Origin of the sequence: Falseniella ignava CCUG 37419 (assembly GCF_000301055.1) — a bacterium.
GTDB classification, from domain to species: domain Bacteria; phylum Bacillota; class Bacilli; order Lactobacillales; family Aerococcaceae; genus Falseniella; species Falseniella ignava.
On sequence record NZ_JH932301.1, the window covers coordinates 164,466 to 177,656 of the forward strand.

The window sequence follows — 13,191 nt, forward strand, 5'->3', positions numbered from 1 at the left end:
TTAACAGAAAGTAGGAAAAAATTTGGTTGAAACGTTACTTAATAACAAAAAATTGACCGTTTCACCACATCCGCCTTATGATGCGCTTCAAGCATTTGTTCGCGAGAACCATATTGCGCTAGAAGGTGCCGCTGAAGGGCCATTGAAAGGAATGGCCTTCGCGGTGAAGGATGTATTCGATATTGTTGGAAGTACTTATTCGAATGGACATCCGATGTGGCTTCAAACGCATGAACCAGCTACTGAAACATCTAGTTTTATTGTGAACATGTTAGAAGCTGGAGCGGATTTAGTGGGGAAAACAATTTGTGATGAATTGTGCTACAGCATTAGTGGCGAGAATTGGAACTATGGGTCGCCATTAAACCCGCACGACCCACGCCGTTATTGCGGTGGATCATCAAGTGGGACAGGAGCTGCAGTAGCTGGCGGTTATGTGGACGTTGCTTTTGGTAGTGACTGCCTTGGATCCGTACGTGTTCCCGCAGCTTACAACGGCGTCTTAGGCATCCGCCCGACACTTTATCGAGTAGATAATAGTGGTGAAGCTCCTTACTGCAAGTCGATGGATGTGTTAGGTTATGTCGCGCAAGATCCAGACGTGTTCGAACAAGTATCTGAATTTATCTTAGGTGAAGACCAACATCAACAATCATTGAAGCGTCTCTTTATCCCGGTTGATTTATTAGATGTAGTAGATGACAATGTCCGCGAACATCTGAAATCGAGTATCGGGCGCATTAAAGGTTACTTCGATGAAGTGGTTGAAGGTAAGATTTGTCCAGGCGACTTGCAAGATTGGGTTAAAGTATTCCAGCATATTCAAGGCTATGAAGTGTGGGAGAGTTATGGAGGGTGGTACCGTAAGTATCGTCCGCAACTTTCTGAAGGACCGGGAAGCCGTTTAGAATGGGCTTCAACTATTACTTACGCGCAGTATCAAGCGGCTCTTGAAGCGCGCGAAGAAATTATTAAGCAAGTGGATCAAGTGATTACCGAGGATACAGTGGTTGTATTACCAACGGCAGCATCGATTGCACCGCTAAGAACAGATAGTGAAGAATCCATTAATCATACACGACTGCAATCAAGTCAGTTGCTCTGTATTTCACCACTATCAGGCGTTCCGCAAGTGACGCTACCGATTGCGACAATGGAAGAAGTTCCACTCGGAGTCTCATTATTGAGTCCAAGACACAGTGATTTACAACTAGTGAAGCTAGCTTGCCAAATCACACAAGATTACTTAAAAACTTAAAAATAAAGTGCCTTTGTGGCATCGATGAGAGAAGTGAGGAATTTATATGACATCACGTGAAACCATCATCACCCAAGAGATGATTCAAGAATATCAACGTCGTGGTTACACGACGGAGGAGTTACTTCCGAAGACGTCCGAAAAACGTAACATGGACAAGAAGAACTTCTTTACATTATGGATGGGGAATCTCCACAATATTCCAAACTATGCTTCAGCTGGAGGCTTCCTAGTATTAGGGATTGCGCCATTTAATATTATGTTAGCTCTTGTACTTGGAGCTATTTTAGCGGGGCTAGTGTTAGCGCTGAATGGTCGCGCCAGTGCCAAATATGGGATTCCATTTTCAATGCGGCTGCGTGCAACCTATGGGGATAAAGGAGCGAAGTTACCGGGAGCGCTCCGGGGAATCGTTGTTGCGATTGCTTGGTTTGCACTGCAGACATTTACCGGATCACAAGCACTCCTAATTCTAGTGGCTAAATTATGGCCAGGTGTGATGAATATCGGGGGTGGAGCATCCTTCTTGGGATTATCTGTCCCAGGTTGGATTATGTTTATCTTATTCTGGCTAGCGAACTTATGGATTGGTCTGAGCGGAGGCGAATTTTTAAATAAATTCAACACCATCTTAACCATCCTAATTTACGTTCTATTTATCGGAATGGGAATTTGGGGATTTGTCGTTGGCGGAGGCTTCGGTCCAATAATGAGCTATGCGGTTGAAAACGCAGCGGCAGCACCGAAAACAACCTTCGGTTATCTACTCATTATGAATGCGGTACTGGCATTCTGGGCGGCACCGACGGTAAGTGTAGGGGACTTTGCCCAACATGCAACGTCTGACGAAGCACAATTTAAAGGGCAAATCTTAGGTTTGGTAGTTGGCTACATTGTCTTTGCCTTTACAAGTATGTTTATCTTTATTGGAAGTGCCATCCATTATGGTGTAGCACAATGGGATGTTTTAGGCGTAATTAACTCATGGGATAGTTTACCAGCCGCAGTATTGGCTTCACTAATCTTACTACTGATTACTGTGAACTCGAACGCGGTTGCGAATATTATTCCAGCGGCTTATCAATTAGTAGCCTTATTCCCACAAAAAATTAATTACCGTTCAGGTGTAATCATTGCAAGTATTCTAGCGGTTGTGATTATGCCATGGAAACTCATGGAAAATCCAGACAGTATTTATACATTTTTAAATGCAATTGGAGCCATCTTAGGTCCAGTAACAGGGGTCATGTTATACCAATACTATGGTATTGATAAGCAAGAGATCGACTTAGATCAATTATACTTTGAAACAGGTCAACCATCGAAGTATCGCGGAACCAATGTCAAAGCGTATATTGCAACACTCGTAGGACTGATTGTCTCGCTAAGTGGAATGTTTATCCCAGCATTGAGCCTCTTCACCGAACTATCATGGTTCTCAGGCTTTATTGTAGCAGGGTTCGTGTATGCTATCCTTTCAATGAATCAAAAAGAAACAATCTAAAAATAATATTATGGAGGAATTAACTATGAAAATCGCAATTGTCGGCGCAGGTGCTATGGGTGCACTATATGGTGTTGTCTTACAAGATAAAGGGCACGACGTATACTTAATCGATACCGATCAAGCGCATGTTGATGCAATGAATAAAAATGGCGTTGTCTTCAACCACGTTATTGATCATGAAGTTAAGACTTATCCGGTTAAAGCTTTCTCAGATTCAAAAGACATCCAAGAAAAAATTGACTTGCTTATCATCTTAGTTAAAGGCTATGTTACAGATGTCGCGATGGAAGCGAACAAGCACTTAATCGATGAAAATACGATTGTGTTAACTTTACAAAATGGGGCAGGAAACATCGAGAAAATCGAAAAATACGTTCCAAGAGAGCAAATCTTGGCAGGAACGACTTCAACAGCTGGATTTATTACTGAACCAGGCCATATTGACCATACAGGTAATGGTGGAACGCATATTGGAGAAATTAACGGTGGACGTACAGAGCGAATCGAAAAAATCCAAGAATTATTTGTAGATCCACGCTTAGGTGAATCCATTGTTGATGAGAACGTTATGAGCTTAATTTGGGAAAAACTTATTGCGAACAGTGGTATTAACTCAGTCGGTTCATTAACTTACTTGAAGAACGGTGAAGCGTTAGATTCTGACGAGAAGAACTGGTTATTCGATCGCATTACTGAAGAAGCATTAGCAGTAGCAGATAAAGAAGGTATTAAGTTAAGCTTCAATGACTCTGAAGGAATTAAGAAAGTATGTCGCGCGACCGCAGAAAACCGTACATCCATGATGATTGACGTGTTGAACAAGCGTAAGACAGAAATTGATTCCATTAACGGTGAAATTGTACGTCAAGGACGCAAGCATAATATTCCAACACCAATTAACGAAGCATTAGTGAACTTAGTACACTTAAAAGAGAAAAGTTATTTAGAGTTTGGTGAGTAATCACTAGATTATTAAAAACATCCATAGAAAGGAGTCTGCACAGTGAATCCAATTCCTGTTACGTTATTAAGTGGATTTTTAGGTTCGGGTAAGACCACACTACTCAATCAAATTATTAAAACCAATCAATCCGACCAGATTTTTGTGATTATGAATGAATTTGGTGAGATTAGTATTGATTCTCAATTATTGTATGAGATTGACGAGACACAAGTATTTCAGCTCAACAATGGCTGTATGTGCTGTGTTGCCAATAATGAGATGAAAAGTACTTTTGCCAAAATTATGACCTTAATCGATCAACAACAAGTTCAGATTGATCAAATTGTGATTGAACTGAGTGGATTAGCGGATCCTGAACCGGTGATTCAGACGATTACGGAGACACCTTTCTTATGTGATTATTTCTATTTGGATTCAGTCTATACCTTAATTGATTCGCAAAATGGCGCTCATCAATTGGATGAGTATGAAGAATTAACTTCTCAAATTCTCTATGCGGACAAGTTACTTTTTACGAAAAATCATCCGAATGATTTGGAAAAATTAGTCGAACGAATTCGTCAAATTAATCCCTTTGTTCCAATGGAGACAGTGGAGTTAAATAGTCAAACGGCGAAGCATTACTTACACCGAAATTTATTTGGACAAAAACCAGTGGAGTTTGATGCGCATTTGAATCAATGGCTAGAAAATTATCACCAACATGCTGACGATCATGGCCATCATCACCATCACAGTGATTTGACTAGCTTTGCAATTGAAGTTGAGGAAGGCTTGACAGCCACCCAAGTGGAACAATGGTTGGAGTACTTAATCAATCGATATGGTAAGGACTTAGTTCGTTATAAAGGGTTTATAGCTGTAGAGTCTTTTGAGCATCAGTTGATTGTTCAAGGGGTCCATCAATGGTTCCAACTTGATCGAGGAAGATTATGGGAGCCAGAGGAGCCACGCGTGAGTCGGATGGTCTTTATTGGACGGCAACTCGATCCAGACCATATCAAGCAAACGCTGTTAGATCCAACGTTAATCGAAGTCAAATAGAAGGGAATCCAGATGAAAAAGACAAAGATTCCAACCACTTGTTGGTCGGACGCAACAAAAGGTCAAGGGAATTTACCGAGTGCAATCCAGGCGCTAGATCCAACAACTTATCTGGAAGGACCGGCTTATCCAGTCCAACTAGTCAAAGGTGATAATTTAGATTTAATCGAAGCGATTTTACAAGCACCTACGGGTAGTGTATTGGTGGTGAATGCTGCCGAGAATACTTCCACGGCGATCATTGGAGACAACTATGCCGCCGCAGCGAAAGCGCTAGGGATCGCAGGGATCGTTACTGATGGCCTTGTTAGAGATTATCAAGAGATTATCGATTTGAATCTCCCTATTTTTTGTATAGGGCACTGCGCTCGTTCACCGAAGAAACAAGGTGGTGGTCAGCAAAATAGGGCGATTGTGATCGGAGATGTTGACATTCATCCTGGAGATTATATTGTCGGAGACTGCAATGGGGTGATAGTTATTCCGCCAGATCAAGTTGAGACGGTTAGAGAACAAGCCCAACTGAAGGATCAGCGTGATGAAGCAACGAGTCAACGAATCCAAGATAATCCGCAAGCAGCACAAGCTTATTTAGAAGAGCTCGTTGCAAAATTCCGCTAATAAGATTCCATAAAAATTAAAATTAAAAACGTTCTGAATGGAAATCCGTTCAGAACGCTTTTTTATTTAGTCTGATTCAACTTGCGATCAGTTCGGTCAAATAGAAAGCAGCTCCCGCTAACATATCGTAACCGGACGTATGACCGTAGTGTTGAATGTGTTGAATGGCTTGTTGTAGTTGATTGGTGTCATTCTTTTGAATGGCTAGCATTAGCTGAATCCAAGGTCGACTCGCTTGCCCTGCTAGGACTGCTCGATAATAGGCCGAACTAACAGAGGTCGTCTGTCGTTCTTTCGAAGCTACTCGAACGGCAGATTGAAAGACGGGCGGTTGGTTCAGAGCTTGTTCAAAAATCAGTATCCCTTGTAAAAAGTCATCCCCGGAAGGGGTTAACCCTATCCCAGCTCCGATAAAAGGTAAGACCGCTGCTTGCCTCTGCTCTTGTGTTTCGGCACTCTTTAATGCATCCAACATTCCATCAAGTTGTTCCAAGGGTAGTCCTGTTGATTCGAGCGCTATTTGCGCGTTTAAGCGACTACTCACTTCAGTTTGAGCCAATTGTTTAAAAGTTAAGGTAGGAATGGACAGTGATTCAACCATTGTTTCGCGAATAATCAGTTGAATCGGTTGAGGACGTCGATACAACGTCCACTGATGTGGCTCGCACTTAATGAGCATCCCTGGCTTGATATAATCGATCAGCGAACGCGAATGTGTGAGTGCAACTTGACAGCCAATCGGTGATAATTGATCTGGCTGCATGGCTGAGACATAGATGAGCTGTTGTTGGATGTTCAGATTAAAGCCATTTTGGAAGATGGATCCCACCTTGCCAACCCAACCGGACTGAGTCAATGGATGAATCCACTGACTCAGTAGGATTTGGGCTTCAATCTTAGAGTGCGTCAACATCGATGCCGAGGTGTTCAGCATAAGCGATCAACGCTTTCTCAAAAGCAGCCACTGGCGCTGTTACGGTACCTGCACCGACTTGACCGACACCCGCTTTCTTATGAGCAATCCCCGTATTAATAATCGGCTCGATGCCGGTTTCTATGACTTTACGAATATCAATTCCTAAGTTAGCCCCTCGGAAGTCCCAAGTTGGAATCGACCAGTTCGGGTTTTGACCAACGACAATTTTAGCTTGTTCGTTCGAGATACGTACCGCATCCTCGAAACCACCCGCTCCGATAAAGCGTGTAACACCCGGTGCGGCAATCATCGCAGAACCACCTAGACCGATGGTCTCAGTAATCGCAGAGTCTCCAATATCCGCGTTAGCATCTTCTTCGCTGTATCCCGTAAAGAAGAGACCGTTCGGCGTATTAACTGGGGCAGTAAACCATTGATCCCCTAGCGCCGCAATGCGGATTCCAAAGTTCTCGCCGTTACGTGCCATCGTCGTAACTACCGTTCCTTTTTGAACTTTACGGGCATAATCAACCACAACTTTACCAGTGGCCATTGCAATGTTCAAGAAGAATTGATCCGTATCCGCTAAGAATTGTAACGTATCTTGCTTGTCTTTTTCATCAATATCAAGTTGGGTAATGATGGGTGCCACTTCTTTCAAGAAGACAAGTGAAGCCGCGATATTACGTTGGTGGAACTCATCTCCCATACCAATCGCACGGGCAATCATAATACTTGTATTCAAGCCGCCATCAATCGCACGTAGCGCTTGTCCTAATACTGGACCTAAGACATCGCGCATCCACTCGAGCCGCGTAATAACTTCTTCGTTATTAGCACCGAAGCGTAATACGTTTCCGATACCTTCGTTCATAATACAGTAGCCTTCCGTGTCGTCCAAGGCATTTTGTACGACAAAGACAGGGAAGTTTTGGGTCGTAATTCCCCCCATTGGACCGACAGCATTCACATGGTGACATGGCATAAATTCTACTTCGCCAGACTCAAGTTGTCTTAATGCATCCGCTTGATCCGTTGCCCAACCTTCGAAGAGCATCGCACCAATACATGAACCTTGCATTGGTCCCGTCATATTTTCGAATTTAATCGGTGGACCGGCATGTAAGATAATTTTCTTACCATGACTTAGTTCTGGAATGACTTCCTTAGCGTATTTCACGTCAACTAAGTTAGGTTGAGCTTCACGCATCCGTTGAACAATCTCTTCGTTCGCTTCATCGATTGCTTCAGCATGTGCATCGAGCGCATCGAGAACTTTAATTAATTTTACATTGCCGCCGGCACGTGGACGCCAGTCGTATTGAACGACTTTACCACCAAATTCTTGAATGGATTCTGAGAAACCTTCTAAACCAATATTAATCACGCGCGGTTGCGTTGTAATTAAGTCCATCACTTGCTCACTTGGTGTAGGTAAGCTTACTTTCTCACCTTGGTAGTCCACAAATGAACGATCAGGAAGTTTGTAATCAATTCCCATTAATTCAAGTGCGAGTCTAACCGCACGGGCATTGGTTGTTTCGACTAAGACTCCAGCCGCTTTCAAATCTTGAATCGCTTGCGAGTAGCTTTGTGGGTCAGAATCTGTACCAACCACTGTTGCAATTAGGTGCAATTCACGGTTGTTTGCTTTCGCATGGTCTAGTGCTTCGGTAATTTGTGGAATTAACGCATTCACCATATCTGGGTGAGATCCATAACCTAAGACCACATCGAATAAGACAATACCTGTTGTTTCGTCTTGTAGGACTTCTTTTAACTTGTTAATTCGAACAGATGGATCAATCATTGGGTGTGGCTTCCCTTGTGTATAGAAGTCATCGCCTAAGTCCATCACTTCGAATCCATTCGCATTTAAAATATAGCCTTGTTCATTTTGGATGTCGCCTAAGTCTAATGCGTCAGCAATCAACATCGCCGCTTCGTTAGCTAGCGTACCCCCAGAGTAGAGTCCTTTCACCGTCTTGCCATCGAGTGCTTTTTCTACGTGATTATCTAAAGCTTCGTTATAGTTTACTTTTAATGTCTCACCATTGGCTAGGTCGACCGACATACGCGCAGCTTCTTCCAATGTATAAGCAAAGGCAACGTTCCCTGCATGTTCCATTGGTTTTTCACCAAGGAAAATCGCTACAACCGGTTTGGTAATCGATTGTAAGATTTCAACCACGTTATCACGGATTGTTTTGGCAGGTGGTTTCGAAATCACACAGATAACATCGGTGGTCGGATGGGCTTCGAGTGCTAAAATCGCATCGATCATGGTCCGTGCGCCCACCTCTTCATTCAGGTCGCGTCCCCCGGTACCAATCTCATTGACAACCCCGCCACCTAGACGGTCAATAATCGTTGTTACTTCTTGGATTCCGGTTCCTGAAGCCCCAACAATACCGATATTACCGGGTCTAACCACGTTGGTAAAGGCTAATGGAATACCGGAAATAATCCCCGTTCCGCAGTCTGGTCCCATTAAGAGTAAGCCAGCTTCATGCGCTTTATTTTTAAGACGGACTTCATCTTCTAAAGCTACGTTATCTGAGAAAGAGAAGACGTGTAAACCTTGATTGAGTGCATGCTCAATCTCACGTGCTGCATATTGACCTGGAATTGAGATTAATGCTAAGTTCGCTTCAGGAAGTGCCTCAAGCGCCTCTTGCCAATGAGAAACATTTTGTTGGGTTGTCTGTGATTTTTTCGAGCTGAGATCATTTAAGAAACTCTCAACTCGCTCTAAGACGACCTCCATTACGGATTCATCATCGGATTCAACGACAATCGCCATATCATTCGCGCCTGCGGCCATCAATTCATCGGTGGATAAGCCTGCACCAGCGAAGATATCTTTATTAGCATCCGTCGCCATCATCACTTGCGCTTGTTTCACACCGGGCATATTATTTAATTCGGCCGATAGTAACATTAAGTTAATGGAGTCTTGATAATTGCCTTTTTGAATATTGGTAAATAACATTCTATACTTCCTTTCTAAATTTATTCAGCGGTTTTCTGGGTCTACACACCCTAATTTGGTGTTTTTGAAAGAGACAAAGATTCACCATAAGCCTATTGTACTGCAATATGAAAGCACTTTTAAGGATAAAACAAACAAACAAATTCACTCCCTTTGGTTATTGTGGCCAATTCAATTTTGAAGGTAAGTGCTATACTGAAGAAGCTAGGATGAATAGGGTGAAATCATGAAAGAAAAACAATTAACAATCCCACTTCAGGGGTTACCGTATGTCAAGGACGTGGGAGCCACCTACTATTACGGAACAACGCATCGTGGAACGATTCTTTACTTACACGGTGGTGGGTTCTTGTTCGGACAACGCGAAGATTTACCTCAACCATATTTGGAGCGCTTGATCGGTCAAGGCTATCATATATTGGCGCTGGATTATCCACTTGCTCCTCAGGTGAGCTTGTCACAGATTATGACCGCCATTAGACAATCGGTTGATTGGTTTGAGACAACAGGGTACCGTGAACTCGGCTTATCAGATAATAAATATTTCTTGTTCGGACGATCAGCCGGTGCTTATGCGGCGTTACTTTTAGCGAGTCATCAGTCGTCCGACCATCTACGTGGTGTAGCTAGCTTTTATGGTTATACAACGTTACAAGATGCTGCATTCAGTTATCCAAGTCGTGACTATTTGAAGTTACCTGCCGTACCGCAGACCGTCGCACAACAACTACAGCAATCGCCCGTCGTTACCCAAGATGCGACCCAACAGCGCTACTTGCTGTATGTGTATGCTCGACAAACCGGTCAGTGGCTATCATTATTAGGTATTTCAACAGAAGATTTGGCGCATTCATTCACTGTGCAAAGTGACCAAATTACTTGCCCATTATTTATCACCCATGCGCGCCGTGACCCGGATGTTCCGTTTCGACAATCAAGTCGTTTAGCGCAAGCGGTCGAGGACGCAACCTTTATTCCCGTTGAAAGTGATAGGCATGATTTCGACCGAGTAGATATCGAAGGACTCGGTATGTCCATTTATGAACAATTCATTCAATGGTTAGATCAATATTCAAGATAAGAGAGGTGTACGTATGCAATTAGATTTCTTTATGACGTTGCAGCGTGTTTTAGTTTTATTTCTATTAATTGTTATTGGCTTTATCTCGGGGAAAGTCGGCTTAATCTCGAAAAAAGGACAAAAAGATATTACGAACTTAGTTCTATATGTTACGATGCCGGCAACCATCTTTACTGCCATGCAGATGGAGTTGAATACCGAACGGATGCAGACTGCTGGAACGATTGCCCTGATTGTTGCCGCTGGATATGTTTTAATGTTTATCATTGGTTTAGTTAGCTCGAAGTTTTCATTTTTAGGCTTTGATGATGCGCAACAAGGTGTTTACCGAACATCACTCCTATTATCTAATACGTCATTTATGGGCTATCCGATTGTAGCGAGTCTTTTAGGGGAAGAAGCCTTATTCTATGCCGTTCTGGGAGCTGGCTTTATTTTCGAAGTCGTCTCTTGGTCGGTTGGAATCTACCTGATGGGACGTCGTGGGCAAGGCGTAGTCAACTTCAACTGGAAGAAGATTGTCTTCAGTCCAGGTATTCTATCGATTGTCGTCGGGTTGATTTTCTTCTTTGGGCAATGGACGGTCATGGCACCATTCTCGAATGTAATCGATACGTTAGCACCAGCTACCTCGCCATTAGCGATGATTGTCGTTGGACTGATCTTATCGCAATCAGATATTCAAGCGACATTCCAAAATAAAGTACTCTATTTTCAAGCGGCTATTAAGTTATTGGTGGTTCCGTTAATCCTATTGATGATTCTGAAGATGTTAAATATGACGGGTGCACAATTATTAATTCCAGTTATTATGTTAAGTATGCCAACCGCTTCTTATGTCGCAATGTTCGCATCCAACTATCAAAATAATGCGGAGTTAGCAAGTCAAATTGTCTTTATGACGTCGTTACTTTCAATTATCACGATTCCAATTATTACCTTATTCTTCTAATGGATCTATTCAACCAACCTGTAATCAAACAGGTTGGTTTTTTGTTGGAATAGAAAAGACTTACTTAAAATTACTAAAGGAAGTTTGAAGTAAAAAATACTAATTTATAATTATAACTATCAAAATATTGATTAATTTTACATTTGTTGTTGTAATAGCAAAAGTTTGTGATAAAATTAACTTGAAGTGTATATTTGGTTACATTAGACGAGAAGGAGGAATAATTTCAATCAAAATAATCAAAGAACACAAAAAATTACACTTCTTTTTTAAGAAAATGAAGTCTGAAAAGAATAGTTTGTTTTATTTAATTGGAGGTTAATAATGAAAACATGTAAAAAACTTGTTAGAATTGTGATGTTCTTGTCTCTTATATTTGGTTTTGTTTTTTCACCGGGTATTTATGTCCAAGCAGAAGAACAAAAAGTAGTAACTTTAGGAGCCTTAGGCAATCATCCACCTTTCAACTTCACAGATGAAGAAGGAAAGTTAGTTGGCTATGAGGTAGATGTATGGGAAGAAATAGCAAAAAGAAATAATTTCAAATTAGAATATCAAACCGCAACCTTTGACGGGTTGTTCCAAATGTTAGATCAAGGTAAGATAGATACTATTCTTTCACAAATTTCTATTACTCCTGATCGAGAAGAAAAATACGACTTTACTGAAACTTATATGTATAGTCCAGGTGGATGGTTTATCAGAGAAGATGCTGAAGAAGTTAAAAGCTTTGAAGACTTACACGGGAAAAAAGTAGCCATTGTACCTGGCGGTGCTGATGAAAAAATGTATGAAAAAAATGACCCTGATAAAAAAATCGAAGTAGTCCCTTTTAAAGATAATCAAGTAGGTATTCAAGCCGTGGCGGAAGGAAAAATTGATGCAACAGGTACCTCTATTCCTGGCGGAGCTTATTTATTAAAAGAAAATCCTGATTTAAAACTAAAAATTTCTGGATACAATGGTATAACTGAACATAACGCATTTCCTATGAATAAAGATAGAGATGATGATTTGGTGGAAGTTGTTTCTAATACTCTTAAAGAGATGAAAGAAGATGGAACATTAAAAAAATTGGCAGAGAAATGGTTTGGAATTGATGTAACTGTTGAAGACCAGACTGAATAATTTTTTAACCAAAATCCTTTATAGGATTTTGGTTTTTTGAAAGGTTAATTTTATGGATATCGAATTAATAAAAGTATATTTTTTTAATATTTTAAAAGGTACTCAGATCACTATATTCTTAGCAATAATTTCGTTGGTTATATCCCTAGTATTAGGGATATTGTTTGGATTTATAAAATTTTATAGGATTCCAATATTAAATCCATTTCTTAAAATATATACATCGTTTTTTAGAGGAACACCTGCCATGGCTCAAATTCTTTTGGTATACTTTGTTATATTTGGAATGAATGACTTCACCTCAAAGCTTAGACCAGAATATGCAGCAGTCACGACTTTGTCACTAAATGCTGCGGCATATTTAAGTGAGACTTTTCTGGGTGCTTTTAATTCTGTTAGTAAAGGGCAGATTGATGCGGGGTTATCTGTAGGAATGACTAACATAAAAATTATGGAAAAGATTATTTTCCCTCAGGCAATGGAAGCAGCATTGCCATCTCTCTTAAATACATTAATAGACTTAATAAAAGGAACTTCTATAGCATTTATGATAGGAGTGCCTGAAATGATGGCTGTTGCGAGTTTTGAAGGAAGTCGGCGTTTTGATTATGGAATCATTTATATTATTGTATCTGCGATATATTGGGCTCTCTCACTAATTCTTACAAATTTTCAAAGACATGTTTCTAAGAAAAGAAAACTAATACATGTTAGGAGAGTTAAGTAAT

At 41.2% G+C, this 13,191-nt stretch carries 11 protein-coding genes; 9 read left to right on the forward strand and 2 right to left on the reverse strand.

The window, feature by feature from the left end; all coding sequences use genetic code 11:
- Positions 1-22: 22 nt before the first annotated feature.
- From HMPREF9707_RS04950 to HMPREF9707_RS04970, 5 genes are read left to right on the forward strand one after another with little or no spacing between them, the layout of a single operon-like run.
- Positions 23-1,258 (forward strand): amidase, encoded by a 1,236-nt coding sequence (locus HMPREF9707_RS04950; protein WP_006701594.1) that lies wholly within the window; start codon positions 23-25, stop codon positions 1,256-1,258.
- Positions 1,259-1,304: 46 nt separating this feature from the next.
- Complete coding sequence (gene allW / locus HMPREF9707_RS04955) at positions 1,305-2,762, forward strand: allantoin permease (protein ID WP_006701595.1); 1,458 nt, start codon at positions 1,305-1,307, stop codon at positions 2,760-2,762.
- Positions 2,763-2,787: 25 nt separating this feature from the next.
- Entirely contained in the window at positions 2,788-3,726 is a 939-nt protein-coding gene (locus HMPREF9707_RS04960) for a ketopantoate reductase family protein (protein ID WP_006701596.1), read from the forward strand.
- Between the two features lie 42 nt (positions 3,727-3,768).
- Positions 3,769-4,773: a CobW family GTP-binding protein gene (locus HMPREF9707_RS04965; protein WP_006701597.1), complete on the forward strand. Its 1,005-nt coding sequence runs from the start codon at positions 3,769-3,771 to the stop codon at positions 4,771-4,773.
- Between the two features lie 12 nt (positions 4,774-4,785).
- Complete coding sequence (locus HMPREF9707_RS04970) at positions 4,786-5,394, forward strand: RraA family protein (RefSeq protein WP_006701598.1); 609 nt, start codon at positions 4,786-4,788, stop codon at positions 5,392-5,394.
- A 76-nt stretch (positions 5,395-5,470) separates the two neighbouring features.
- Here the strand turns inward: HMPREF9707_RS04970 and HMPREF9707_RS04975 are convergent, their stop codons facing one another.
- Together HMPREF9707_RS04975 and HMPREF9707_RS08740 are read right to left on the reverse strand one after the other, a co-directional pair.
- Positions 5,471-6,328: an oxamate carbamoyltransferase subunit AllH family protein gene (locus HMPREF9707_RS04975; RefSeq protein ID WP_083857171.1), complete on the reverse strand. Its 858-nt coding sequence runs from the start codon at positions 6,326-6,328 to the stop codon at positions 5,471-5,473.
- The gene (locus HMPREF9707_RS08740; RefSeq protein WP_006701600.1) at positions 6,291-9,302 is read right to left on the reverse strand and encodes a bifunctional FdrA/YlbE family protein; all 3,012 of its coding nucleotides are present in this window, start codon (positions 9,300-9,302) and stop codon (positions 6,291-6,293) included. The genes HMPREF9707_RS04975 and HMPREF9707_RS08740 overlap by 38 nt, the downstream gene beginning before the upstream one ends.
- A gap of 226 nt (positions 9,303-9,528) precedes the next feature.
- Here HMPREF9707_RS08740 and HMPREF9707_RS04985 point away from each other — a divergent pair, with 226 nt between their 5' ends.
- The 4 genes from HMPREF9707_RS04985 to HMPREF9707_RS05000 all read left to right on the forward strand — a co-directional run bounded on the left by HMPREF9707_RS04985 (position 9,529) and on the right by HMPREF9707_RS05000 (position 13,190).
- Complete coding sequence (locus tag HMPREF9707_RS04985) at positions 9,529-10,383, forward strand: alpha/beta hydrolase (RefSeq protein ID WP_006701601.1); 855 nt, start codon at positions 9,529-9,531, stop codon at positions 10,381-10,383.
- A gap of 13 nt (positions 10,384-10,396) precedes the next feature.
- Positions 10,397-11,335, forward strand: coding sequence for an AEC family transporter (locus tag HMPREF9707_RS04990; protein ID WP_006701602.1), 939 nt, complete (start codon positions 10,397-10,399; stop codon positions 11,333-11,335).
- Positions 11,336-11,659: 324 nt separating this feature from the next.
- Positions 11,660-12,463, forward strand: coding sequence for a substrate-binding periplasmic protein (locus HMPREF9707_RS04995; protein WP_006701603.1), 804 nt, complete (start codon positions 11,660-11,662; stop codon positions 12,461-12,463).
- 52 nt (positions 12,464-12,515) lie between these two features.
- On the forward strand, positions 12,516-13,190 hold the full coding sequence (locus HMPREF9707_RS05000) for an amino acid ABC transporter permease (protein WP_040443178.1): 675 nt from the start codon (positions 12,516-12,518) through the stop codon (positions 13,188-13,190).
- Position 13,191 lies beyond the last annotated feature (1 nt).

Bases quoted from the DNA above. Each gene is read 5' to 3' on its own strand.
- allW (WP_006701595.1), top strand. From the start codon at position 1,305: ATGACATCACGTGAAACCATCATCACCCAAGAGATGATTCAAGAATAT.
- HMPREF9707_RS04960 (WP_006701596.1), top strand. From the start codon at position 2,788: ATGAAAATCGCAATTGTCGGCGCAGGTGCTATGGGTGCACTATATGGT.
- HMPREF9707_RS04970 (WP_006701598.1), top strand. From the start codon at position 4,786: ATGAAAAAGACAAAGATTCCAACCACTTGTTGGTCGGACGCAACAAAA.
- HMPREF9707_RS04975 (WP_083857171.1), bottom strand. From the start codon at position 6,328: ATGCTGAACACCTCGGCATCGATGTTGACGCACTCTAAGATTGAAGCC.
- HMPREF9707_RS08740 (WP_006701600.1), bottom strand. From the start codon at position 9,302: ATGTTATTTACCAATATTCAAAAAGGCAATTATCAAGACTCCATTAAC.
- HMPREF9707_RS04985 (WP_006701601.1), top strand. From the start codon at position 9,529: ATGAAAGAAAAACAATTAACAATCCCACTTCAGGGGTTACCGTATGTC.
- HMPREF9707_RS04990 (WP_006701602.1), top strand. From the start codon at position 10,397: ATGCAATTAGATTTCTTTATGACGTTGCAGCGTGTTTTAGTTTTATTT.
- HMPREF9707_RS04995 (WP_006701603.1), top strand. From the start codon at position 11,660: ATGAAAACATGTAAAAAACTTGTTAGAATTGTGATGTTCTTGTCTCTT.
- HMPREF9707_RS05000 (WP_040443178.1), top strand. From the start codon at position 12,516: ATGGATATCGAATTAATAAAAGTATATTTTTTTAATATTTTAAAAGGT.